Raw genomic sequence first — 21007 nt, forward strand, 5'->3', positions numbered from 1 at the left:
CACGCAGGGCACTTTTTAGCCCATTGCCCCGTCGTAATCCAGCGACGCGGCCGATTATGCCCCAAGAGCCCGCTGAGAAGGTTTCGCGCTCGGTTTTTAAAATGATATGTGCCAAGGAGCATCACTGCGATGAATGCAAGTCCAACCTATCGTTCACGTTTGCAGGTCGCCACATTGTTGGTGCTGGCCACACTGCTGACCGCGTGCGGCATCAACAATATCCCGACCCTCGACGAACAGGCCAAAGCCGCGTGGGGGCAGGTGCAGAACCAGTACCAGCGCCGCGCCGACCTGATTCCCAATCTGGTGGAAACGGTGAAGGGTTACGCCGCTCATGAGCAGGAAACGTTGACCGCTGTGATCGAGGCGCGGGCGAAAGCGACGTCGATTCAGGTTGACGCCAGCACCCTCGACAATCCCGAGAAGCTCAAGCAGTTCCAGCAGGCGCAGGATCAACTGACCGGCGCATTGAGCCGCTTGATGGTGGTCTCCGAGCGTTATCCGGACCTGAAAGCCAACCAGAACTTCCTCGCCCTGCAATCGCAGCTGGAAGGCACGGAAAACCGCATTGCCGTGGCACGCCGCGATTTCATTCTGGCGGTGCAGAAATACAACACCGAGATCCGCACCTTCCCCGGTCGCCTCTGGCACAGCGTGATGTACAGCGATCTGCCGATTCGCGAAACCTTCGAAGCCACCACGCCGGATGCCGATAAGGCACCCCAGGTCAAATTCTGAGAACACACCTGTGTAGGAGCTGCCGAAGGCTGCGATCTTTTGACGTTGGTTGGTAAAAAAACAAGATCAAAAGATCGCAGCCTTCGGCAGCTCCTACAAGGGGATCGGTGGGGGGTATTCATGCGCGTGTTGAAAATGGGCCTGGTGCTGATGCTGTGGCTGTTCGCCGTCAGCGCCCGGGCCGAGTTGACGTTCCCGGCGCTGAGCGGGCGGGTGGTGGACGAAGCGCAGATGCTCGAGCCGTCGGTGCGTGCGCAACTGAGCCAGCAATTGCAGGCCCACGAGCAGGCAACCGGCGAGCAGTTGGTTGTGGTCACGCTGCCGGATCTGCAAGGCACGACCATTGAGGACTTTGGCGTTCAACTCGGGCGCCATTGGGCCATCGGGCAAAAGGACAAGAACAACGGCGCGCTGCTGATCGTCGCCCGTGACGAGCGCAAACTGCGCATCGAAGTCGGTTATGGTCTGGAAGACCGGCTCACCGATGCGCAGACTTCAGTGATCATCCATCAAGTGATCACCCCTGCATTCAAGAGCGGCAATTTCAGCAAAGGCATCAGCGACGGCGTGGCGGCGATGCTGGTGGTGCTCGGCGGTAATCCGCTCGACGAGCCGTCGACGGTGTATGAATCGAGCGGTGATCCGTCCGATGATTTCATTTCGCGGCATCCGGGATTGTTCGTGTTTTTGGTGATGTTGTTCATCCTGACGGTGTTTGTCTGCCAGATGCTCGGTATCCTGCCTGCCGGCCGGGGTGGCTCCGGAGGAGGGGGCGGCTTTGGCGGTGGTGGCGGTTTTGGCGGCGGCGGTGGAGGCGGAGGCTTCAGCGGCGGCGGGGGCAGTTTCGGCGGCGGTGGTTCGTCCGGCGGCTGGTGATCTCAGAAGAATAATGAGCAGGCACTTTTCAACATGGCACTACTGACCGAACACGAACAACGCAAGGTCGCCGAGGCGATTGCCCGGGTCGAGCGCGACACCGATGCCGAACTGGTGACGGTGCTCGCTGCCCGCGCCGATGACTACGCGTACATCCCGCTGTTGTGGGCGAGCCTCTTGGCCTTGGTGGTGCCCGGCGTCGTGCACTACCTGACCGGCTGGCTGACCATGCACAGCCTGCTGTTGGTGCAGTGGATCAGTTTTGTCGTGCTGTGCCTGCTGTTTCGCTTGCCCAAAGTCACCTCTCACCTGATCCCGCGCCATGTGCGGCACTGGCGCGCCTCGAACCTGGCGCGGCGGCAGTTTCTCGAACAGAACCTGCATCACACGGTGGGCGGCACCGGCATGCTGATTTTTGTCTGTGAGGCTGAACGGTATGTGGAGATTCTGGTGGATGAAGGGATTTCCAAAAGGCTGGACAATAAAACCTGGGATTCGATTGTTGCAGCGTTTACCGAACAGGTGAGGCAGGGGCGCACGCTGGAGGGGTTTGTCACCTGTATCGAAGCGTGTGGTGAGTTGCTGAAAGTGCATGTGCCGGTGACGCAGGTGAGGAATGAGTTGCCGAATCGGTTGGTGGTGTTGGGCTGAAGTAATTTCTCCTGTTTTAGATCCAAACCCTCACCCCAGCCCTTCCCAGAGGGAGAGGGGGTCGACCGAGGTGTCTTGCGCTCGACATCGACCTGAAAGACCGAGTCGATTATGGATTAACGGATACCGTTGAATTTATCGCTTCTGATACCTGAGATCGGCTCGGTATTTCAGGTCGGCGTAACTCTTAAAAACACCTCGGTCAGTCCCCTCTACCTCTGGGAGGGGCTAGGGTGAGGGCCGCTTTAACCAACCGTTCGGTAAATAAGAGCGTGTCCCCGACCCCCATCCCCCCTAAAATACCCGCCATTCCCGATTTCGCCCGTCCGAGGCCGCTTTTCCATGTCCGTTACTGCCCCGTCCATCAAGCCTGCGCCCGATCACCACGCCCAGTTCATCGAGCTGCTGCAAACCAGCCTCGAACAGAACGGCTTCATCAAACTGGTGTTGGCCAAGTACGTCGGTGAAGAGGCGGATCTGCAGCGGGTCATCATCAAACCGGTGACCGTCAAAGCGCAGCCAAACCTGTCGTTCGTCTATCGCTACAAAACCCGCGACATCACCAAAAACTTGCCGTTGGTTGAAGGTGTGGCGGCGATTGCCGCGTTGTTGCCGGCCTCGTTCAAGAACGCGCATTTGCTCGCGCTGACCGACGAAGCGCAGCTGGAATACAGCAAAAAGGGCAAGAGCTCGCTGTTCAAGAGCAAACCTCAGCAATTGCGTGAGGCACCGTCGGCCGAGCACAACCGTGAGAAAAACCGCTTCCTTGAGTTGAGCCGGCCATTCCTCAAGGACCTGGGCGTGACCAACGCGCAACATGAGCTGATCCCGGCGATGTCGCGCAAGTGGAAGCAGATCAACAAGTTCATCGAAGTGTTCAGCCATGCGCTGACCTCGTCGCCGCTGGCGCTGGACAAACCGGTGCGCGTGGCGGATTTCGGTTCGGGCAAGGGTTACCTGACGTTCGCGATTCACGATTACCTGCGCAACACGCTCAAGGCTGAGGGCGAGGTCACCGGCGTCGAGCTGCGCGAAGAAATGGTCAACCTGTGCAACGCCGCCGCGGCAAAACTCGATCATCCGGGGCTGGTGTTCAAGTGCGGTGACGTGCGCAGCGTGGCGCCGAGCGAGCTGGACGTGATGATTGCCCTGCATGCCTGCGACATCGCCACCGACTACGCGATACACACCGGCATCCGCTCGGGCGCGTCGATCATCATGTGCTCGCCGTGCTGCCACAAACAGATCCGCCTGCAGATCCAGAGCCCGGCGTTGCTCAAACCGATGCTGCAATACGGTTTGCACCTGGGCCAGCAGGCGGAAATGGTCACCGACAGTCTGCGCGCGTTGTTCCTTGAGGCCTGTGGTTATGAGACCAAGGTCTTCGAGTTCATCTCGCTGGAACACACCAACAAGAACAAGATGATTCTGGCGGTGAAACGCGCCGAGCCGGTGGACCCGGCGCAGTTGTTGGTGAAGATTCAGGAATTGAAAGACTTCTACAACATCAGCGAGCACTGCCTGGAAACCCTGCTGCGCGCGGACGGTTTCCTAGCCTGACACTGACTGAGCTTGAAATGCAAACCCTGTAGGAGCTGCCGCAGGCTGCGATCTTTTGATTTTGACCTTAAAAACAAGATCAAAAGATCGCAGCCTGCGGCAGCTCCTACAAGGGAATGTGTTTAGGCTGTGGCAGGTTGGGCAGGGCGCACGGCGGTTTTGCGGCCGAGCATGACCGTTGCGATGACACCGCAGGCAAACACCCAAGTGATCGGCTCGACATGTTCACCAAAGAACAGCGCCGAAAATGCGATGGTGAAGAAGATCTGCAGCAACTGGATCTGACTGACCCGGGCGATGCCACCCATGGCCAGCCCGGCGTACCAGGCGAAGAAGCCGAGAAACTGCGAGAACAACGCGACATAACCAAACGCCCACCAGGTCTTGGCTGACACCGCGCCCTGATGTTGCAGGGCCAGATACAGCACCGGCCCGATCAACAGCGGCGTCGACAGCACCAGCGCCCAGCAGATCACCTGCCAGCCGCCCATCTCCTTGGCCAAGCGGCCGCCCTCGGCGTAACCCAGTCCACCGACCGCAATCGCACCGAGCATCAGCAAATCACCCGCTTGAATACTGCCGGCTCCGGTGTACAACGCATAACCGAGGACCAACGCACTGCCCAACGCCGCGCAGGCCCAGAAGGCTTTTGACGGCCGCTCATGGGACAACCACGCGGCATACAGCGCCACGCACAGTGGTTGCAGTCCGTTGACCAAGGCACCGTGGGATGCCGGCAACGTCTGCATGGCCCACGCCGACAACACCGGAAAACCCAGAATCACCCCGGCGATGACCAGGCTCAGGCCTTTGACTTGCTGCCAGGTTGGCCATTTCTCGCGCCGCCACAACAGCAGCAGCGCCGCCGGAATCGCCGCGAACAACGCGCGACCCAAACCGTTGAGCAGCGGATGCAGTTCCTGCACCACGATGCGGGTGAAGGGCAGGGTGAGGCTGAAAATCACCACGCCGAGCAGGCCGAGGGCCATGCCGGTGTTTTCGCGCGAGGACATGATGGTGGACCGAAAGTGAAGGTGGCTGGGAATGACCTTCATCAAGCCATAAACCTTGGCCTTCTGGCTGTTACAGCTAGACACAGACTTATCCGTACAGTTGCGGGAATCCCTGTGGCGAGGGAACTTGCTCCCGCTGGGTGGCGAAGCCGCCCCAAAAACAGCCAATGCGGTCTGTCAGTTGAACCGTATCAAGCGATTCGGGAGCGCTGCTCCAGCGGGAGCGAGCTCCCTCGCCACAGAGGTAGTAAGTGGCTATTACCCACCCGGGCAGATTAGGTCTACCTTGAACACTCCCAGGCAATTCCCAGAGGAGTCCACCCCATGGCCGCGAAAAAGATCCTGATGCTGGTCGGCGATTACGTCGAAGATTATGAAGTGATGGTGCCGTTCCAGGCCCTGCAAATGGTCGGTCATACCGTCCACGCCGTGTGCCCGGACAAGGCTGCCGGTCAGACCGTGCGCACCGCGATCCATGATTTCGAAGGCGACCAGACTTACAGCGAAAAGCCCGGTCACCTGTTCGCGCTCAACTTCGATTTCGCCAAGGCCAGCGAGGCCGATTACGACGCGCTGCTGATCCCCGGCGGTCGTGCGCCGGAATACCTGCGTCTCAACGAAAAAGTCCTCGACCTGGTGCGTGCCTTCGACAAGGCCGGCAAGCCGATTGCAGCGGTCTGCCACGGTGCGCAATTGCTCGCAGCGGCGGGCGTGCTTGAAGGTCGCGAGTGCAGCGCCTATCCGGCGTGCGCGCCAGAAGTGCGACTGGCGGGCGGTACGTACATCGACATTGCGGTGACGGACGGCCACGTTCAAGGCAATCTGGCCACTGCCCCGGCCTGGCCGGCGCATCCGAACTGGCTGGCCGGTTTCCTCGGCTTGCTCGGTACTAAAATCACCCTGTAACGAGGATCCGCCGATGTGCGAGCTCTACGTCAAGGCTGACCCGATTCTCTATGAATCACGCTCACGCTCGTTGCGCATCTGCGGCGTGGTGACGACGCTGCGCCTGGAAAATCAGTTCTGGGACATCCTCAGCGAAATCGCCGAGGTCGACGGCATGACCACCAACCAACTGATCGCCAAGCTGTATGAAGAGGTGATGGATTATCGCGGCGAAGTGGTGAATTTTGCCTCGTTCCTGCGGGTGAGTTGTACGCGCTATCTGAGTCAGCGGCGGGTGAGTGCGCCGGAGTTGTCGGTGGTCCGGGCGGTGGTGAAATAGCCAGCACCGGGTTGCCTCATTCGCGAGCAGGCTCGCTCCCACTTTCGACCGCGTTCTCCAACTGGAATGCGCTCAAATGTGGAAGCGAGCCTGCTCGCGAAGGGGCCGGAACAGGCGACAGATAATCAGGACTGGTCTTTACTCATTGGCGCCAAACCTTTCAATTGCCAAGGAGAAACACGCATGTCCGGATGGTACGAAATCAGTAAAAGCAGCAACGGCCAGTTCAGGTTCGTGCTGAAAGCGGCGAATGCCGAAACGATTCTGACCAGCGAGCTGTATACCACTCGCGCCGCGGCCGACGGCGGCATCGCCTCGGTGCAAACCAACAGCCCGCTGGATGAGCGCTACGAGAAGAAGTCGACGAAGGACGGCCATCCGTACTTCAACCTGAAAGCGGCCAACCACCAGATCATCGGCAGCAGCGAATCGTATTCCTCGGATGCGGCGCGCGATAAGGGTATTGCCAGTGTGAAGGCGAACGGTCCGAGCAAAGTGATCAAGGACAAGACCTTGCCTGTCCTCTGACCTCACTTTCAAATCCATTACAAATCCCCTGTGGGAGCGAGCCTGCTCGCGAAAGCGGTGTATCAGTCAATATCATCATCGACTGATCCACCGTCTTCGCGAGCAGGCTCGCTCCCACATTAAATTTGCTTTGTGCCAGGGAGATCAGCGCAGGGTTTTCAGGATTGCTTGCAGCTGAGTCTGACCCGCCTCACTCAACGGAAATACCGGCAAGCGCGGATCGCCCACCTCCAGCCCGGTCTGACGCAATCCGGCCTTGATCGTCGCCGGCAAGCCACCCTTCAAGATGAAATCCAGCAGCGGTAATTGGCGGTAGAACAAATCCCGCGCCCGATCCAGATCCCCAGCCATAGCCGCGTCATAGAGATCCAGGTTCAACTGCGGGATCAAGTTCGGCGCCGCCGTGCACCAGCCTTTCGCCCCGGCCGCAAACGCTTCCAGCGCCAGCGGGTTGCAGCCGTTGTAGAACGGCACCTGACCTTGGCCAAGCAATTGCAGTTTGTGCATGCGCTGAATATCGCCGGTGCTCTCCTTGACCATGGTCACGTTTTCCACGGCATTGACGATGCGCAGAATCAAATCTACGGACATGTCAGTGCCGCTGGTGGTGGTGCACAGCAGCGAAGAATGAACCTTGAAATCAAAAGATCGCAGCCTTCGGCAGCTCCTACAGGGGAACGCATTCCAACTGTAGGAGCTGCCGAAGGCTGCGATCTTTTGATCTTGCTTTAAATCTCGACGGGGACCGATAACTTCGGATTGCCCAACGCATGTGTTTTCGCATCAAAAAACCGCAACTCAACACCTGTGCCCTCGAACACCTTCGCGTAATGCCGCTTCTGATGCTGAATGAACGCCGCACTGCGCGGATAAATCGAGATCGCCACCGTCGCAGGCTTGGCCAGGCGCAGCGCCCGCACGATGTGCGAATCCTGTTCGCCCAAGGCGTGGCCAAAGATGCACAGATCGCCACCATGCCCCAACAACTGCTGATAACAGAACGACAGATAATCCGAGCTGCGGATGGTCTTGAGTTTGTCCGCACTCGGCCCTTCGGTGACGAACAGCGGCACGTCATCCAGCGTCTTGATCGTATTGTTGATCGCGAAACTGCCGAGCAGCGTGCCTTCGGTTGAGGTCAGTTTGCGTGCGGTGCCGTCCTGATTGCGCACCAGATGCAGGCCACCGTGCAGGTACAACAAGCGCGGTTTGTCGGTGGCACTTTCGGCCAGATCGAAGCGGGCATTCGCGCCGTTGAACAGATCGTCGATGGCTTCGCTGTTGTGCTGCAGCGCCCAGTAGTTGAGCAAGTCGTAATTGGTGGTGAACACCGTGCGATAGCGCGCCAGTTCTTCATTCAGCGTCGCCAGCGTCGAGGCTTTCACCAAGCGCCACGGAATGTGCACGGCGTGCACGGTGTTGATCAGCGCTTCCTTGATCGCGTAGTAGCGGTTGCGCGGCGCCGCCGAGCTGACAGCCAGTGCCTTGTTGACCCGGCTGGTGGTTTTCAGCGCGCCGAGGACCTGCTCGAAGCTGCGCGTTTGCATGGCGTCGAACACCGCCAGTTCCGACGGGCTCAGCGGTTTTTCTTCAACAGTACGGGCGTTTTCGAACAGCGAGTCATAGCCGAAGTCGTCCCACACCGCACGACTGGCGCCATTGCCCACCAGCAGGCCGTTGAAGTCGCTGGCGGCGCGCAAGGCGTTCCAGTCTTCGAGGGTGGCGTCGACATCCAGAAAATCGGTCATTGCGCAGGTGTCTCAAAACAAAGGGGCTGATGGGCGGCGACTTTATCACGAGCGGGCATTGAGCCAGATCAACATCGGTGGTGACCGATCGGTCGATGCTGTGCCTGTCCGCCGGTTCGCGGCAATCGATTCGGTCCCTGTCAGGAGATGCACGTATGACCAGCAGCTTTTTTATTCCGGCGGTAAACATCATGGGCAGCGGCTGTCTCGACGAAGCCATGGTCGCGATCCGCAACTACGGTTTTCGCAAGGCGCTGATCGTCACCGACGCCGGCCTGGCCAAGGCTGGCGTGGCCACCATGGTCGCCGAGAAACTGGCGATGCAGGACATCGATTCGGTGATCTTCGACGGCGCCAAACCCAACCCGAGTATCGCTAACGTCGAATCGGGTCTGGGCCTGCTCAAGGAAAGTCGCTGCGATTTCGTCGTGTCGCTGGGCGGTGGTTCGCCGCACGACTGCGCCAAAGGCATCGCCCTGTGCGCGACCAACGGTGGGCAGATTCGCGATTACGAAGGTGTCGATCAATCGAGCAAGCCGCAACTGCCGCTGATTGCCATCAACACCACCGCCGGCACTGCCAGCGAGATGACCCGCTTCTGCATCATCACCGACGAATCGCGTCACGTAAAAATGGCCATCGTCGACCGCAACGTCACGCCGCTATTGTCGGTCAACGACCCGGCACTCATGGTCGCCATGCCGAAAAGCCTGACCGCCGCCACCGGCATGGATGCGCTGACCCACGCCATCGAAGCCTACGTCTCGACTGCCGCCAACCCGATCACCGATGCCTGCGCGCTGAAAGCCATGACCTTGATCAGCAACAACCTGCGTCTGGTCGTGCGCGATGGCGGTGATCTCGCCGCGCGGGAAAACATGGCGTACGCGCAGTTCCTTGCCGGCATGGCGTTCAACAATGCCTCACTCGGGTATGTGCATGCGATGGCGCATCAATTAGGCGGTTTCTACGACTTGCCCCATGGCGTCTGTAACGCCGTGCTGTTGCCCCATGTGCAGACGTTCAACGCGCTGGTTTGTGCCGAGCGGTTGACCGATGTCGCGCATGCAATGGGCGCTGACATTCGTGGTTGCAGCGCGGAAGAGGGCGCTCAGGCCGCGATCAGCGCAATCCGTTGTCTGGCCAAAGACGTTGACATTCCCGCGGGTTTGCGTGAACTCGGCGCCAAGCTCAGCGACATCCCGTTACTCGCCAGCAATGCCATGAAGGACGCCTGCGGGTTGACCAATCCTCGGGCGGCGGATCAGCGCCAGATCGAGGAGATCTTCCGCAACGCGTTCTAACCGTCGTGAGGGGATAGTGCGCGCCGCCTGAGCCTCTACCCTGCCTTGGGTGGGAGTCGACGGGTATGGACAATACGCAAAATCTGCAACCGGCTTTGGCGGACGCGATAGGGAATCAAACAGGGGCGATCAGAAGCCCCCCACCCTTGAGTGCCTGGAAGGCGACCTTCGCGACCTGAGATGATCAACGTAGGCGAAAATTGCCTGAGATGGACTGCTCGGTTTAGTGACGTGTAATACGTGACACTACAGCGTGATACAGAGAGGGGCGAGTTCGCCTTTAGAGTAAAGCGAAAGATGTATTAATGGGTTGATGATTCGGTTGAAAGGGCCGATACAGCAGGGGATAGTGCGCGGCTGAAAACGTGATCAAGGAGTGGCAAGTGACAGTGAAGTCTGGCTGGGTCGGGTGTGCGGTATTGTGCGGATGGTTGCTGACGGGGCAGGTATTTGCCGATTGCACACCGCCGGCAGTGTCGGGGGATCAGGATTTTTCGGTTTGCAAGGATTGGCCGGCCTATCCGGGGCAGACCATCGGCGCCACCGCCAGGTTCGAGCGCGCTTCCGATTATGTCGAGGGGAACTCGCACGGCTTTTACGATGTTGATTTGTCTGTATGGCAGGAAGGACGATCAGTTCCTGTCGCCACTTATCATCAAGCCGCTGCTTTCGAAACTGACGGCGTAGCCTTGGTGGAACTGGCGCTCGATACTGCACGCTACAAAGTGGCTGCCGATTTCCGGGCCTTCGGTGTGCGTGCCCGTGTCACTAATGCATCCCGTCTCAATCCTTTGGAAGAGGTGCAGCTCTCGCTCTACGTGAGAGAGGGAGCAACGTTGCGTCCAGTCCTGAGCCAGTTGCTGGTCTCCCAATACAGCGGCGAGTGGAATGATATTTGCGAAGGTGAACGCAGCGAAATTACCAGAACGGTGGAAGTCGCCAAAACAAGCTCCCATGGTTACGCTGACCTGATCGTCAAGACTCAGCAAACCGGCACAAGCAGCGTGGGTGACGCAGAGGCTTGTGAAGATAAAATCACCCATTACCCAGCCGTTCTCACAACATTGCGTTATGACGGAAAGTCTTACGTCTTGCCGCAAGACTTCAAAGGCCTGTAAACGGCCTGCTTAACACAACTCTTATCAAGGAAGAGCAATGCTCACGCCCACCAGACTCCTTATCGCCCTCGGTATTCTGGCCCTCGCTCCTCAAGTTCAGGCCGCCTGCCAAACCAAAGACTTCGACGGCAAAACCCTGTCGCGCTGTAAAGTCTGGCCGGCCGTGCAGAACCAGGCGATTTCGGTCAAATCCACTTATCTTGCCGACGCCGGCGGCGATGATGCCGGGGTGTTCGATCTGGATCTGTCGATCGTCAACGCCAGTACTTACAACCCCATCGCCAGTTACCGTAAACCGGGCGCTTACAACTCCGATGCTGTGCGCTTGGATGATCTGCGTATCGACACCGCCCGTTATCGACTGGCGCCGCAGGTTCGGGCTTTTGGTCTGCGTTCAATGTTCGCGCACAGTTCCCACGCCATGCCCTACGAGAAAACCGATCTGGCGCTGTACGTGCGCGAAGGCAATGAGTTGCGTCCGGTGCTGGAGGGCCTGGTGGTCGCCAAGAACAACGGCGAGTTCATCAATGATTGCGAAGGCTATACCAAGACCATTCGCCGAACCGTCGAGATCGGCCCTTCCAGCCATCATGGTCTGGCCGATTTGATCGTCACCACCAACGGCAGCAAGATGAAAAATACGCAGTCGGGTAAGGAGTGTCTTTCCAAGACCACCCGCCTGAAGCAAAAACAGATCACCCTGACCTACGACGGCCAGCAATACATCGTCCCCGAAGACCTCAGAGGTTACTGACCCGATGCTCACCGGCCTCAACCACTTGACCCTCGCGGTCAACGATTTGCGGCGCAGCCTGACGTTCTACCGCGATGTCTTGCAGTTGCGCGTCGAGGCGACGTGGGATGCCGGTGCCTACCTGTCGCTGTCCGGTTTGTGGTTGTGTCTGTCGCTTGATCCGCTGCGCAAAACCCAAGCCTGTGGCGACTACACCCATTACGCGTTCAGCCTCAATGCGGCAGATTTCTCAACGTTCGTGCAGAAGCTAAAAGTGGCGAACGTGCAGGAATGGCGTGATAACCGCAGCGAAGGTGCGTCGTTCTACTTTCTCGATCCCGACGGCCATAAACTCGAGGCCCATGTCGGCGATCTCGCTTCACGGCTGGCGGCGTGTCGGCAAAAACCGTATGCCGGCATGCGTTTTTACGACGAGTCATGATCAGACACATTTGTCTGTTATAGACTGGCGGCCACGTGTTCTGGCGCTTGCAGGTTTTCCATGACTCCATCGTTGCTAATGGCCGTGCTGGCCTCGGGTTTCATTTACGGCATTACGCCCGGGCCGGGTGTGCTGGCGGTGTTCGGCATCGGTGCAGCCCATGGGCGGCGGGCCGGGGCGGGGTTTCTGTGCGGGCATTTGCTGGGTGATGTGGTCTGGTGCAGCACGGCGCTGATCGCCATTGTCGGCGCCCGGGAAATCGGCAGTACTGCGTTTGATGTGCTTGGTGTGCTCAGCGGTCTGTACCTGTTCTGGCTCGGCTGGCGCGCGGTGCGGGCCCGGCGTCGCAATGGCGATGAACCCCAGGGTGCGGCGCGCAAGCCGTTCTGGCACGGCATTCTGTTTGGTTTGACCAATCCCAAAGCCTATCCGGTGGCGGTCGCGACATTCACCGCGCTGCTGTCGAGTCGTGCCGAACTGCTCAACTGGTCGATGTTGCCAGCGCTGATTGCCCTGAGTTTTCTCGGCGGCTTGCTGGCCTACGCAATTCTCATCGGTGTGGTCGGCGCGCAGCGGGTACGCACGCTGTATCAGCGCCACGAACTGTTGATCACGCGGCTGTGCGGTGTGATGTTTATCGGTTTCGCCATCAACGCGCTGGTGCACGCGCTGCCGGGGCTGATGCCGAACAAGGCTTGAACGTGAGTGCAGGGAGGCGCAATCACGAGGTCAGGGATGGTTGATCAGTGCTGCATTACCCGGACACCCACGCTGAACCATGGAAAGCCGAAATTCCGCGCCGTTGGCGAGTTTTATCGATCTGTTGCTGGACGCCGTTTGTGCGGTCGACAAGCAGGGTCGCTTTGTTTTTGTCAGTGCTGCCTGTGAGCGCGTTTTCGGCTATTCGCCTGAAGAATTGATCGGCCGGCCAATGATCGAGCTGGTGCACCCGGCGGATCGGCAACGCACCCTCGCCGCCGCGAAGGAAATCATGGGCGGCGAACCCAAGCTCAACTTCGAAAACCGTTACCTGCGCAAGGACGGCAGCGTTGTGCATATCCTCTGGTCGGCGCGCTGGTCGGAAGTTGATCAACTGCGCATCGCCGTGGCGCGAGACATCACCGAGCGCAAACAGGCCGAGTCGCGTCAGGCGGCGTTGTACGCGATTTCCGAAGCGGCCCATGCGGCGGAAGATCTGCTGGCGCTGTTCAAGCGCATTCACCTGATCATCGGCGAATGGCTGCCAGCGATGAATTTTTCCGTGGCGCTGTACGATGAACACCGCGCACAACTGAATTTTCCATATCACGTCGACGATGACGAGTTGCAACCCGAGCAGCCGGGCACTGTCACCGGGCGTCTGTGCACGGAAGTCATCCGTAGTGGCCAACCGATTCTTCTGACCCCGGACAGCCCCGATTCCCCAGCCGATTTCGCCGAACTGGTGACAGGGCAGAACACGCCTTGCTGGCTCGGCGTGCCGTTGAACTCGAAAAACGGCACCATCGGCGCCTTGATCGTCAAAAGCCTGCCCGGCGGCGAGCGCTACACCGAGCAGGACAAGGAACTGTTGCAGTACGTTTGCGCCCAGGTCGCCACAGCCATCGAGCGCCAGCAATTGCACGCCCGCCTGCGGCGCATGGCGCAGTACGATCAACTGACGCAACTGCCCAATCGTGAATTGCTGCGTGACCGCCTGAAGGCTGCTTTGGCCGGCGCTCGCGAGCAATCCGGGCACATGGCTTTGTTATATGTCGACCTGGACCGCTTCAAACAGGTCAACGACACCTTCGGCCATGCCGTGGGCGACATGCTCCTGCAAACCGTGGCCAATCGCCTCAAGGGTTGCGTGCGGGAAAGCGACACCGTGGCCCGAATTGGCGGCGATGAGTTTGTCGTACTGCTGCACAGCGTTCAGGTTTCGGAAGATGCTGACAGCGTGGCGGAAAAAATCCGACAGGTACTGGTGCAACCGATGCGTCTCGATGGCCACAACCTGCACATCGAGCCAAGCATTGGCGTTGCCCGCTATCCAGAGCACGGCAGTGAAGAACAGCAACTGTTCCGCCATGCCGATCAGGCGATGTACGCCGCCAAACGCTTGAACCATCACGCACTGAATGGCTGAAAGAGCGGCGCCGTTCGTCGCAGCGACTGCAACTTTTCTAAACCTTTGCCGGCCAGAAAATTCTCAATCTAGGCGGGCACCTGCTCGCCACGATCATTACCAAGAGGTAGAGAATCATGCCTAACTCAAGAAACTCGAACTCGGGAAACTTCGCCAACGATCGAACGAAGGCCTCTGAAGCGGGTCGCAAAGGTGGGAAAACCACCACAACGACTGTCGACAAAGAGCCAAAACCAGACATGGGCCGCAAGCCCGCTCAGAAATCGAAGTAGTCGGTGAAGGTAGTTTTGATTGAGAGGCGGGGGCGTAAGCTCCCGCTTGAATTTCGCAAGTAAGGAGGGCGCGACCATGAGCCGAATGGCCACCCGTATACGCACCATGAGTTTTGCATCGCTGTTGGGCCTGTGTGCCAGCAGTGCTTTTGCCCAGTCGCCCGCCGATTTCATCAACGATGCCTCGGCCAAAGGCATGGCCGACATCGAGGCCAGTCGTCTGGCCCACAGCAAAGCCGAATCGAAAGAGGTCAAGGACTACACCATCGTCGTCATCAACGACCGCACCACGGCCAACCAGCATCTGGCGAAGATCGCCAAGAAGCTTGACCTGCCTGTCGCGCCCCGTGAACAACTGGCCGACAAGGCCAAGGAATTGATGCCGCCAGTGACCGACGGCGCCTCCTTCGATCAGGCCTATGCCGCCAGTCAGGTCAAAGCCACTGAAGAGGCCATCGAGCAGATTCAGCAAGAGGCACAGACCACTGACGTGCCGGAGATCAAAGCGTTCGCGGATGAGACGTTGCCGAAATTGCAAAGCCATCTGGAGATGGCCCGCCAGTTACAGGCCAGTCGCTAATCAAGAGCAAAAGATCGCAGCCTTCGGCAGCTCCTACACCCGTTTCTGTAGGAGCTGCCGAAGGCTGCGATCTTTTGATTTTAAACCCTCAACACTCATTCAAATCCTGCTTCGACTTGCTCTTCTCGCCAAGCCCCTCAAGATTGAAAACTTCTCCCTCACCCAACGAACGGTAGTGTCTGCGCAACGCTTCCAACTGTTTCAGATCCAGCGCCTCCAGCCCGAGCATCGCGTTCTGCGCCTCTTTGGTCACCAGCAGCAACTCATCGATTTTCAAATGGAGAATGTCGGTATCGCGGTTCTGCGTGTTCTGGATCAGGAACACCATCAGGAAGGTGATGATGGTGGTTGAGGTATTGATGATCAGTTGCCAAGTGTCGTTGTAATCAAAGATCGGCCCGCTCAACCCCCACAACCCGATCAAGATCAATGCCCCCATGAAGGTCTTTGGACTGCCCGCCCACAGCGCGAGCTTCTGGGAGATCTTTGCGAATTTCATAGCGGTGTTCCTTATTGGGGGAGTGCTTGAAATTCAGACATCTGCGGCTGGTGGAAAATTCTAATTACAAATCCGCCCACGTCACCGGACGTTGGTAGGAGAGGCAGGCGCGCCAGATCGCGGTATCGTGACCAACCGCTGGAATGTCCCGAACAGGAGAACGCAATGAGTTGGTCCGCCAAACAATACGTCGCTTTCGAAGATGAACGCACCCGCCCGGCCCGCGATTTGCTGGCGGCGATTCCCACGCCAGCAGCGCGAATAGTGGTCGATATTGGATGTGGCCCTGGCAACTCGACGGAGCTGCTGGTACAGCGTTTTCCCAGGGCGAAAGTCAGCGGGCTGGACAGCTCGGCGGACATGATCGACGCGGCCCGCAAGCGCTTGCCGCAGTTGCAGTTCGAGGTGGCCGAGATTGATAAGTGGGCCGATGCCGGGCCGTTCGATGTGATCTTCGCCAACGCCGTGCTGCAGTGGGTGCCGGATCACGCGACGTTGTTGCCGGCGTTGGTCAGCAAGTTGTCGGCGGGTGGCAGCCTGGCGATCCAGATGCCGGACAACCTCAACGAACCCTCCCATCGCTTGATGCGTGAAGTCGCCGCGAATGGCCCGTGGGCAAGCAAGCTCAGCGGTGCAGCGGGGCAACGTACCGACATGGCGAGTGCCAGCGATTATTTCTCGATGCTGCGGCCACACTGCGCGCGGGTCGATGTGTGGCGCACGACCTATCACCATCAGCTGTCTGGCGGGGCGGCGGGGGTGGTGGAGTGGTTCAAGGGCAGCGGGTTGATTCCGTTTTTGAGTCCGCTGACCGAGGCGGAGAAGGCGCAGTACCTGGAGCAGTATCTGGCAGAGATCGAGAAGGCTTATCCGGCGTTGGCGGATGGCTCGGTACTGTTGCCATTTCCACGGTTATTTATCGTCGCGACACGTTAAGCATCTGTGGCGAGGGAGCTTGCTCCCGCTGGACTGCGCAGCAGGCCCAAGAGCTTCGGGGGGCGTTGCGCACCCCAGCGGAAGCAAGCTCCCTCGCCACACGTCAGCGACGGTTTTTGGCTTAGCGTTGCACTGCCACAAGCATCATCATCGGCCGCTCCCGCTCTTCCGCCAGCGCCGGTTGCGCCGCCACTTCAGCATCGCTCGGCCCCCATTCGTTGACATGACGAATCGTGAACCCTGCGTCGATCAGCGAATTGAGCAATGTCCCGATTGTACGGTGCTGCTTGATCACGCCCTCAGCCAGCCAATTTGTCACCCGCTCACCCTCCAGCTGATAGCTGTCCAGCGGCCAACGCTTGTGGCCTTCAGCGTCAATCAACCAACCCGGATTACGCGGCGCCATAAAGATTGGATGCTCAATGGAAAACACAAAATGCGAACCCGGTTTCAGCGCCGCATACAGGTGCGCAAACAGCCCCGGCAGATCCTTGATGTAATGCAGCGCCAGTGAACTGTAAGCCAAATCAAAACTGCAGGCGGGCAAGTCCAGCTGTTCCAGATCGGCGCGCTCATAACGAATGTTCGCCGCCGTCGTAGTTGCCCGCGCGCGCTCCAGCATCTTCTCCGAAACATCCAGCGCCAACACACTGGCCGCACCATTCTCAATGGCCCAGCGACTGAACCAGCCATAACCGCAGCCCAGATCCACCACGTTCAAGCCGTGCATGGATGGCAGCAATGCCTTGAGCGCAGGCCACTCCGGCGCCGCGTCGAGCCCGCCGATGGAGCGGTTCATCTGGCTGTAGCCCTGGAAAAACTCGGGATCGTCGTAAATGTTTTGCGTCATGGTGAAGGGCTCTTTTGAGTTCGGTCGTCAACGGCAAAGTGGCCGCGATTGGAATCCCTCGAAAGTGATGGCGCGTATTCGTCGATGGCCGCGCAGGGGGAGGGTGGTGGTCGATGGAGAAATGCTAGTCGGTTGGGCGGGAGGTGAAAACCGGTGGTGTGTTGTGGATCTGTAACGACGGAAAATTCTGCAGGTTTTTTCGACTGTGTAAACGTATTCGGTGATCAGTGTTTATAAATGTTCTGTGTTACGTCCTGAGGCCTACAAATCCTTGCGCCGTTGCCTACCGCTACGCCAGAATCCGCCGGCTTGTGCGCTTTAGGGGTGGTCGGTAACTTGGTTCGCGTCACTGATTTCCAGTGATCGGGTTTAGTAGCCCGGCATCCTCAATCTGAATAGCTGCATGAGTACCACTCAGTCAGGCGAATGCTTGCACCTGATGGTGGCTGTGCGCATGGCGCCCTCGGGTGCGCCGGATTTGGATTGGGGTCCGGTCTACTAACTTGCGCACAGCTGCCACCCATCCGTTTAGTAGCGAGATCGGTTGCGGCCTCACTAAAAGGTCTCAATCCAATGTTCAAAGTTACGCCAAATCCGCCGGAAATCGATCCGGCATCTCCCTACGAATCACCCAACTCAAAGAAATTCCACGAAGCCGCCGAACGCGCCCTCGACCACTACCTCAGCCCGACTGCGCAGATCATGGGTTCCACCCACGAACCCGAACCGATGTACCTCGCCAATCCGAAATACGACACCGAATCCCTACTCGCCAACGCCAGCGAAACACTCGGCTCGGCCACCACCATGCTCAACAACTTCGCCGCGCTGCTCGACACCTCACACCGCAAAACAGCGCTCGGCATCGCACAAGTCGTCATGTTGGGGGAATTGGCGGTGAATCAGGCACTGGATAAGGTCGTGCCGGCGGCGTAATCACAACATCGTCGATTTGTAGCAGGCACAAAAAAACCGGCCCTAGAGGCCGGTTTTTTGAAGTTGCGCCTACAGACATTCGCGGTTCAGGGCGCCAACATCCGCAACGCCGCCGATGTCAAAAACGCCGAACGATTCTTCTCCTCCGGATGATGGTGAACGTGAAGATCAATGCGTTCCAGCAGGTAGCCCGGCAGCGTAATACTCACTTCCTGCGGACTACCGAGGCACCGACCGACATCCGCGTCCACCAACGCCCAAACGCAGCCTGCGTATTTCGGATTGGAAAAGTGAGTTCCAAGTTTGCCTGCGACCGGAATGGCTGCACCACTTTCGGCCAGAATCTCGATGTGGGCCTCTATGGCCGCTTTTGCCATCTCAATGGCATTCTCTTGATCCTCTCCTGCAGAAAAACATCCCGGCAGATCCGGCACCTCAACACCCCAGGCACATTCACCGTCACTGGCAGAGATTGCGATTGGATAGAGCATCTAGATCATCCCCTTGAGCACGCAGCGCTTCTTATCGTTAGAGAGCTCAAAGGGTAAAGCGGGATGGCGAATCTGCAATCAACGGTGTGTTTCTGAAAGGTTCCGCGCTGCCCATTTGGCCAATCTCAAATCCCAGACACAAAAAAACCGGCCCTATAGGCCGGTTTTTCTATCCCTGCATCCCCCGTCAAAAAAAAACAACGTGAGACCAATATTCGAGTGGAGCGGGTAGAGGGAATCGAACCCTCGTCGGAAGCTTGGGAAGCTACTGTTCTACCATTAAACTATACCCGCTCAGAGCGGCTGACTTTGTACCAGACTCGGCCACGGATTTGAAGTTTTTCTTTTACTCATGAACGCTTTAAATCAGTGAAAACGGTCAATCGCGGGCGAGCACTGCGGTGAGAAAAGCAAAATCCCAACCCGACAGCCTCGCTCGCGACGACACCCTTTCAAATAGCCAATGCATGTTGATCCTGAACAAACGAGTAACGCGTTCGGCTGGCCTGCTGCTGCGCCGGTTTCAGAAAGCCGAGCAAGGCGTTCTGGCTATCGCGGCACGCGGCCTTGTGTTCCATGTCGAGGAAGTGCCCGGTGGCCTGCAGCGTGGTGAACGTGCTCTGCGCCACATGATTGCCGAACAGGCGTGCGTCTTCGGCTGCGGTGTATTCGTCCCATTCGCCGTTTAGAAACAGCACCGGCACGTTGATCTTTTTCGCCGCATTCAGATAGCACTGCCGATCGCTGTGCAACACGTCGCTGATGTGGAAGTGCATCTGCCCGTATTCGTGCTCGGCCAGGCTGCTGACGTGGCGGTAGTTGAAGCGCTTGAACAACGACGGCAGGTGTTTGCCGATGGTGGTGTTGACCAGATGGCCGACGCGGTCGCCGTCGCGCTGGCCGAGGTAGTCGACGCCGCGTTCGAGGTAGTCGAGCATGTGCGCGTTGATCACTGGCGAGAACGAGCTAATCACCGCCCGTTCGATGCGCCGTGGCTGGTGGGCGAGGGCGACCAGGGTCGCGGCGCCGCCCCAGGAGAACGACAGCACGTGTTCGGCGGCGAAGTGGTCGATCAGCTCGAGCAGAATCTGCCCTTCGACGTCCTTCGTCAGATGTTTCTCGTGGCGGTTGTGGGCTTTTGACCGGCCCGCGTAGGGCTGGTCGTAGCAGACCACGTTGAATTGCGGGTGCAGGTTTTTCACAGTCTGTGCAAACGACGCAGTCGTGGCCATCGAGCCGTTGACCAGGATGATGGTCTTTTCTGCGGCGTCTGCGCGATAGAACTCCGTGTAAACCCGATACTGACCCTGTATATCCAGCACAGCGATTTCTGGCCTCATGTCATAAGACTCCTGGCAAGCAAGCGGGTATGCGCGCAAATAGAGATTGCACGAGCTTTGTGACAGGTAGGCATACGCCTGGAATTTGCTTGGCCCATGTCGATCCATGACTGCGGTCGACGGGTATTGTTATTGGCGGGCAGTCTGCCGGCTGAGGCGGAGCCTTGAAGGCTCTCTACCGGCAAAAAGTTTCTTGGATGTATGTTGTGACTCATCGGTCACAATCTGGCCGACGTCCTGATTCAAGCAGGGGAGTCGGGATCGCGCAAGTGCCGTTGGTAAATTGTTCGACAACTTCTGCTGAGCGGTCGCCGGCTTAGAACAAATGGATCTCTTCGGTGCGCAAAGCGCGGTACTCGCCCGGTTTTAGCGCGTTATCGAGGTGCAGAAGACCCATGGATTCGCGGTGCAGGCGCAGGACTTTGTTGTTGAAGAAACCAAACATGCGCTTCACCTGATGGTAGCGGCCCTCGACGATGCTCAGCCGCGCCGAGCGTGGGCCGAGCAGTTCCAGTTGCGCCGGCTGCGTGGTCAAGTCTTCGAAGGCGAAGTAGATCCCCTCGGCAAAGGTGATCGCATACTGCGCGCCAATCTCTTGCTCGGTCTCGACGTAATAGACCTTCGGCAGTTTGGTCTGCGGCTGGGTCAGGCGTCGCGACCACGCGCCGTCGTTGGTGATCAACATCAGGCCAGTGGTGTTGAAGTCCAGGCGTCCGGCGATGTGTAGGTCGTCCTTGTCCGGCTCATCGATCAGGTCGAGCACGGTCGGATGTTGCGGATCGCGGGTGGCGCTGACGCAGCCCGGCGGCTTGTGCAGCATGAAGTAGCGCGCCGGTTTGCCGCTTTGCAGCACTTCGTCATCGACTTCGACGCGGCTGAACTCCAGCACTTCGCTGTGCGGATCGCTGACGACTTTTCCGTCAATCCGCACGCGCTTCTCCACCAGCAACAGGCGAACCTGCTGACGGTTATAGCGGGGCAGGTTGCTGAGGAAACGGTCGACGCGCATGTTCAGTGTTCGATGAGTGGCGGGGCGCGC

24 protein-coding genes, 1 tRNA gene and 2 pseudogenes are annotated in these 21007 nt (G+C 58.5%); 17 read left to right on the forward strand and 10 right to left on the reverse strand.

The features are described 5' to 3' along the window. Positions 1-129 precede the first annotated feature (129 nt). The 4 genes from BK670_RS20335 (at position 130) to BK670_RS20350 (ending at position 3825) form a co-directional block, all read left to right on the forward strand. Entirely contained in the window at positions 130-738 is a 609-nt protein-coding gene (locus BK670_RS20335; protein ID WP_123452334.1) for a LemA family protein, read from the forward strand. Positions 739-858: 120 nt separating this feature from the next. Further along, positions 859-1614, forward strand: a complete 756-nt coding sequence (locus tag BK670_RS20340) for a TPM domain-containing protein (RefSeq protein WP_123452336.1) — start codon at positions 859-861, stop codon at positions 1612-1614. Positions 1615-1647: 33 nt separating this feature from the next. Then, entirely contained in the window at positions 1648-2265 is a 618-nt protein-coding gene (locus tag BK670_RS20345; RefSeq protein WP_123452338.1) for a TPM domain-containing protein, read from the forward strand. Between the two features lie 342 nt (positions 2266-2607). Next, the gene (locus BK670_RS20350) at positions 2608-3825 is read left to right on the forward strand and encodes a class I SAM-dependent methyltransferase (RefSeq protein ID WP_123452340.1); all 1218 of its coding nucleotides are present in this window, start codon (positions 2608-2610) and stop codon (positions 3823-3825) included. Positions 3826-3947: 122 nt separating this feature from the next. Here BK670_RS20350 and BK670_RS20355 read toward each other — a convergent pair whose 3' ends face one another. Continuing rightward, on the reverse strand, positions 3948-4838 hold the full coding sequence (locus BK670_RS20355; RefSeq protein ID WP_108225299.1) for a DMT family transporter: 891 nt from the start codon (positions 4836-4838) through the stop codon (positions 3948-3950). Between the two features lie 324 nt (positions 4839-5162). Between BK670_RS20355 and BK670_RS20360 the strand changes: the two genes are divergently transcribed. The 3 genes from BK670_RS20360 (at position 5163) to BK670_RS20370 (ending at position 6591) form a co-directional block, all read left to right on the forward strand. Beyond that, positions 5163-5744, forward strand: coding sequence for a DJ-1/PfpI family protein (locus tag BK670_RS20360; RefSeq protein WP_123452342.1), 582 nt, complete (start codon positions 5163-5165; stop codon positions 5742-5744). Positions 5745-5757: 13 nt separating this feature from the next. Then, a complete protein-coding gene (locus tag BK670_RS20365) occupies positions 5758-6063 on the forward strand; it encodes a ribbon-helix-helix domain-containing protein (RefSeq protein WP_016982789.1) in 306 nt (101 codons plus the stop codon). Positions 6064-6246: 183 nt separating this feature from the next. Further along, on the forward strand, positions 6247-6591 hold the full coding sequence (locus BK670_RS20370) for a YegP family protein (protein WP_123452344.1): 345 nt from the start codon (positions 6247-6249) through the stop codon (positions 6589-6591). A 144-nt stretch (positions 6592-6735) separates the two neighbouring features. On the opposite strand, the pseudogene BK670_RS20375 reads toward BK670_RS20370, so the two are convergent. Then, positions 6736-7197, reverse strand: a pseudogene (locus tag BK670_RS20375) (dihydrodipicolinate synthase family protein); the annotation flags it as partial. A gap of 122 nt (positions 7198-7319) precedes the next feature. Then, positions 7320-8339 carry a DUF4917 family protein gene (locus BK670_RS20380; protein WP_123452346.1) on the reverse strand — a complete coding sequence of 340 codons (1020 nt, stop codon included), beginning with the start codon at positions 8337-8339 and terminating at the stop codon, positions 7320-7322. Between the two features lie 155 nt (positions 8340-8494). Here BK670_RS20380 and yiaY point away from each other — a divergent pair, with 155 nt between their 5' ends. Beyond that, complete coding sequence (yiaY, locus tag BK670_RS20385; protein WP_123452348.1) at positions 8495-9643, forward strand: L-threonine dehydrogenase; 1149 nt, start codon at positions 8495-8497, stop codon at positions 9641-9643. A 35-nt stretch (positions 9644-9678) separates the two neighbouring features. Here the strand turns inward: yiaY and BK670_RS30090 are convergent. Then, a pseudogene (locus BK670_RS30090) lies at positions 9679-9819 on the reverse strand (type II toxin-antitoxin system RelE/ParE family toxin); the annotation flags it as partial. Positions 9820-10026: 207 nt separating this feature from the next. On the opposite strand from BK670_RS30090, the gene BK670_RS20395 reads away from it, so the two are divergent. The 7 genes from BK670_RS20395 (at position 10027) to BK670_RS20425 (ending at position 14916) form a co-directional block, all read left to right on the forward strand. Next, positions 10027-10761, forward strand: coding sequence for a PA3715 family protein (locus BK670_RS20395; RefSeq protein WP_123452350.1), 735 nt, complete (start codon positions 10027-10029; stop codon positions 10759-10761). 37 nt (positions 10762-10798) lie between these two features. After that, complete coding sequence (locus BK670_RS20400; protein ID WP_123452352.1) at positions 10799-11515, forward strand: PA3715 family protein; 717 nt, start codon at positions 10799-10801, stop codon at positions 11513-11515. A 4-nt stretch (positions 11516-11519) separates the two neighbouring features. Continuing rightward, complete coding sequence (fos, locus tag BK670_RS20405) at positions 11520-11936, forward strand: fosfomycin resistance glutathione transferase (protein ID WP_123452354.1); 417 nt, start codon at positions 11520-11522, stop codon at positions 11934-11936. Positions 11937-11996: 60 nt separating this feature from the next. Continuing rightward, positions 11997-12635: a LysE family translocator gene (locus BK670_RS20410; protein WP_123452356.1), complete on the forward strand. Its 639-nt coding sequence runs from the start codon at positions 11997-11999 to the stop codon at positions 12633-12635. 79 nt (positions 12636-12714) lie between these two features. Beyond that, complete coding sequence (locus tag BK670_RS20415; protein WP_123452358.1) at positions 12715-14064, forward strand: sensor domain-containing protein; 1350 nt, start codon at positions 12715-12717, stop codon at positions 14062-14064. A 116-nt stretch (positions 14065-14180) separates the two neighbouring features. Further along, entirely contained in the window at positions 14181-14336 is a 156-nt protein-coding gene (locus BK670_RS20420) for a KGG domain-containing protein (protein ID WP_007911485.1), read from the forward strand. Between the two features lie 76 nt (positions 14337-14412). Beyond that, entirely contained in the window at positions 14413-14916 is a 504-nt protein-coding gene (locus BK670_RS20425; RefSeq protein ID WP_123452360.1) for a DUF4142 domain-containing protein, read from the forward strand. Positions 14917-15004: 88 nt separating this feature from the next. On the opposite strand, the gene BK670_RS20430 is transcribed toward BK670_RS20425, so the two are convergent. Next, positions 15005-15415 carry a low affinity iron permease family protein gene (locus BK670_RS20430; protein ID WP_038358294.1) on the reverse strand — a complete coding sequence of 137 codons (411 nt, stop codon included), beginning with the start codon at positions 15413-15415 and terminating at the stop codon, positions 15005-15007. A gap of 165 nt (positions 15416-15580) precedes the next feature. Here BK670_RS20430 and tam point away from each other — a divergent pair, with 165 nt between their 5' ends. Beyond that, complete coding sequence (gene tam / locus BK670_RS20435; RefSeq protein ID WP_123452362.1) at positions 15581-16351, forward strand: trans-aconitate 2-methyltransferase; 771 nt, start codon at positions 15581-15583, stop codon at positions 16349-16351. Between the two features lie 121 nt (positions 16352-16472). Here tam and BK670_RS20440 read toward each other — a convergent pair whose 3' ends face one another. Beyond that, a complete protein-coding gene (locus BK670_RS20440; RefSeq protein WP_123452364.1) occupies positions 16473-17201 on the reverse strand; it encodes a class I SAM-dependent methyltransferase in 729 nt (242 codons plus the stop codon). Positions 17202-17774: 573 nt separating this feature from the next. Here BK670_RS20440 and BK670_RS20445 point away from each other — a divergent pair. Beyond that, positions 17775-18137 (forward strand): DUF6124 family protein, encoded by a 363-nt coding sequence (locus BK670_RS20445; protein ID WP_123452366.1) that lies wholly within the window; start codon positions 17775-17777, stop codon positions 18135-18137. 86 nt (positions 18138-18223) lie between these two features. Here BK670_RS20445 and BK670_RS20450 read toward each other — a convergent pair whose 3' ends face one another. The 4 genes from BK670_RS20450 to BK670_RS20465 form a co-directional block, all read right to left on the reverse strand. Beyond that, on the reverse strand, positions 18224-18628 hold the full coding sequence (locus BK670_RS20450; protein ID WP_123452368.1) for a type II toxin-antitoxin system HicB family antitoxin: 405 nt from the start codon (positions 18626-18628) through the stop codon (positions 18224-18226). 220 nt (positions 18629-18848) lie between these two features. Next, positions 18849-18922: transfer RNA gene (locus BK670_RS20455), tRNA-Gly, on the reverse strand. 158 nt (positions 18923-19080) lie between these two features. After that, positions 19081-19968 carry an alpha/beta fold hydrolase gene (locus tag BK670_RS20460; protein WP_123452371.1) on the reverse strand — a complete coding sequence of 296 codons (888 nt, stop codon included), beginning with the start codon at positions 19966-19968 and terminating at the stop codon, positions 19081-19083. A gap of 316 nt (positions 19969-20284) precedes the next feature. Next, positions 20285-20977 carry a pseudouridine synthase gene (locus BK670_RS20465; RefSeq protein ID WP_123452373.1) on the reverse strand — a complete coding sequence of 231 codons (693 nt, stop codon included), beginning with the start codon at positions 20975-20977 and terminating at the stop codon, positions 20285-20287. Positions 20978-21007: the final 30 nt, after the last annotated feature.

It is taken from the genome of Pseudomonas fluorescens (assembly GCF_003732425.1).
GTDB classification, from domain to species: Bacteria; Pseudomonadota; Gammaproteobacteria; order Pseudomonadales; family Pseudomonadaceae; genus Aquipseudomonas; species Aquipseudomonas fluorescens_BE.

Bases quoted from the DNA above. Each gene is read 5' to 3' on its own strand.
- BK670_RS20335 (WP_123452334.1), top strand. From the start codon at position 130: ATGAATGCAAGTCCAACCTATCGTTCACGTTTGCAGGTCGCCACATTG.
- BK670_RS20340 (WP_123452336.1), top strand. From the start codon at position 859: ATGCGCGTGTTGAAAATGGGCCTGGTGCTGATGCTGTGGCTGTTCGCC.
- BK670_RS20345 (WP_123452338.1), top strand. From the start codon at position 1,648: ATGGCACTACTGACCGAACACGAACAACGCAAGGTCGCCGAGGCGATT.
- BK670_RS20350 (WP_123452340.1), top strand. From the start codon at position 2,608: ATGTCCGTTACTGCCCCGTCCATCAAGCCTGCGCCCGATCACCACGCC.
- BK670_RS20355 (WP_108225299.1), bottom strand. From the start codon at position 4,838: ATGTCCTCGCGCGAAAACACCGGCATGGCCCTCGGCCTGCTCGGCGTG.
- BK670_RS20360 (WP_123452342.1), top strand. From the start codon at position 5,163: ATGGCCGCGAAAAAGATCCTGATGCTGGTCGGCGATTACGTCGAAGAT.
- BK670_RS20365 (WP_016982789.1), top strand. From the start codon at position 5,758: ATGTGCGAGCTCTACGTCAAGGCTGACCCGATTCTCTATGAATCACGC.
- BK670_RS20370 (WP_123452344.1), top strand. From the start codon at position 6,247: ATGTCCGGATGGTACGAAATCAGTAAAAGCAGCAACGGCCAGTTCAGG.
- BK670_RS20380 (WP_123452346.1), bottom strand. From the start codon at position 8,339: ATGACCGATTTTCTGGATGTCGACGCCACCCTCGAAGACTGGAACGCC.
- yiaY (WP_123452348.1), top strand. From the start codon at position 8,495: ATGACCAGCAGCTTTTTTATTCCGGCGGTAAACATCATGGGCAGCGGC.
- BK670_RS20400 (WP_123452352.1), top strand. From the start codon at position 10,799: ATGCTCACGCCCACCAGACTCCTTATCGCCCTCGGTATTCTGGCCCTC.
- fos (WP_123452354.1), top strand. From the start codon at position 11,520: ATGCTCACCGGCCTCAACCACTTGACCCTCGCGGTCAACGATTTGCGG.
- BK670_RS20410 (WP_123452356.1), top strand. From the start codon at position 11,997: ATGACTCCATCGTTGCTAATGGCCGTGCTGGCCTCGGGTTTCATTTAC.
- BK670_RS20415 (WP_123452358.1), top strand. From the start codon at position 12,715: ATGGAAAGCCGAAATTCCGCGCCGTTGGCGAGTTTTATCGATCTGTTG.
- BK670_RS20420 (WP_007911485.1), top strand. From the start codon at position 14,181: ATGCCTAACTCAAGAAACTCGAACTCGGGAAACTTCGCCAACGATCGA.
- BK670_RS20425 (WP_123452360.1), top strand. From the start codon at position 14,413: ATGAGCCGAATGGCCACCCGTATACGCACCATGAGTTTTGCATCGCTG.
- BK670_RS20430 (WP_038358294.1), bottom strand. From the start codon at position 15,415: ATGAAATTCGCAAAGATCTCCCAGAAGCTCGCGCTGTGGGCGGGCAGT.
- tam (WP_123452362.1), top strand. From the start codon at position 15,581: ATGAGTTGGTCCGCCAAACAATACGTCGCTTTCGAAGATGAACGCACC.
- BK670_RS20440 (WP_123452364.1), bottom strand. From the start codon at position 17,201: ATGACGCAAAACATTTACGACGATCCCGAGTTTTTCCAGGGCTACAGC.
- BK670_RS20445 (WP_123452366.1), top strand. From the start codon at position 17,775: ATGTTCAAAGTTACGCCAAATCCGCCGGAAATCGATCCGGCATCTCCC.
- BK670_RS20450 (WP_123452368.1), bottom strand. From the start codon at position 18,628: ATGCTCTATCCAATCGCAATCTCTGCCAGTGACGGTGAATGTGCCTGG.
- BK670_RS20460 (WP_123452371.1), bottom strand. From the start codon at position 19,968: ATGAGGCCAGAAATCGCTGTGCTGGATATACAGGGTCAGTATCGGGTT.
- BK670_RS20465 (WP_123452373.1), bottom strand. From the start codon at position 20,977: ATGCGCGTCGACCGTTTCCTCAGCAACCTGCCCCGCTATAACCGTCAG.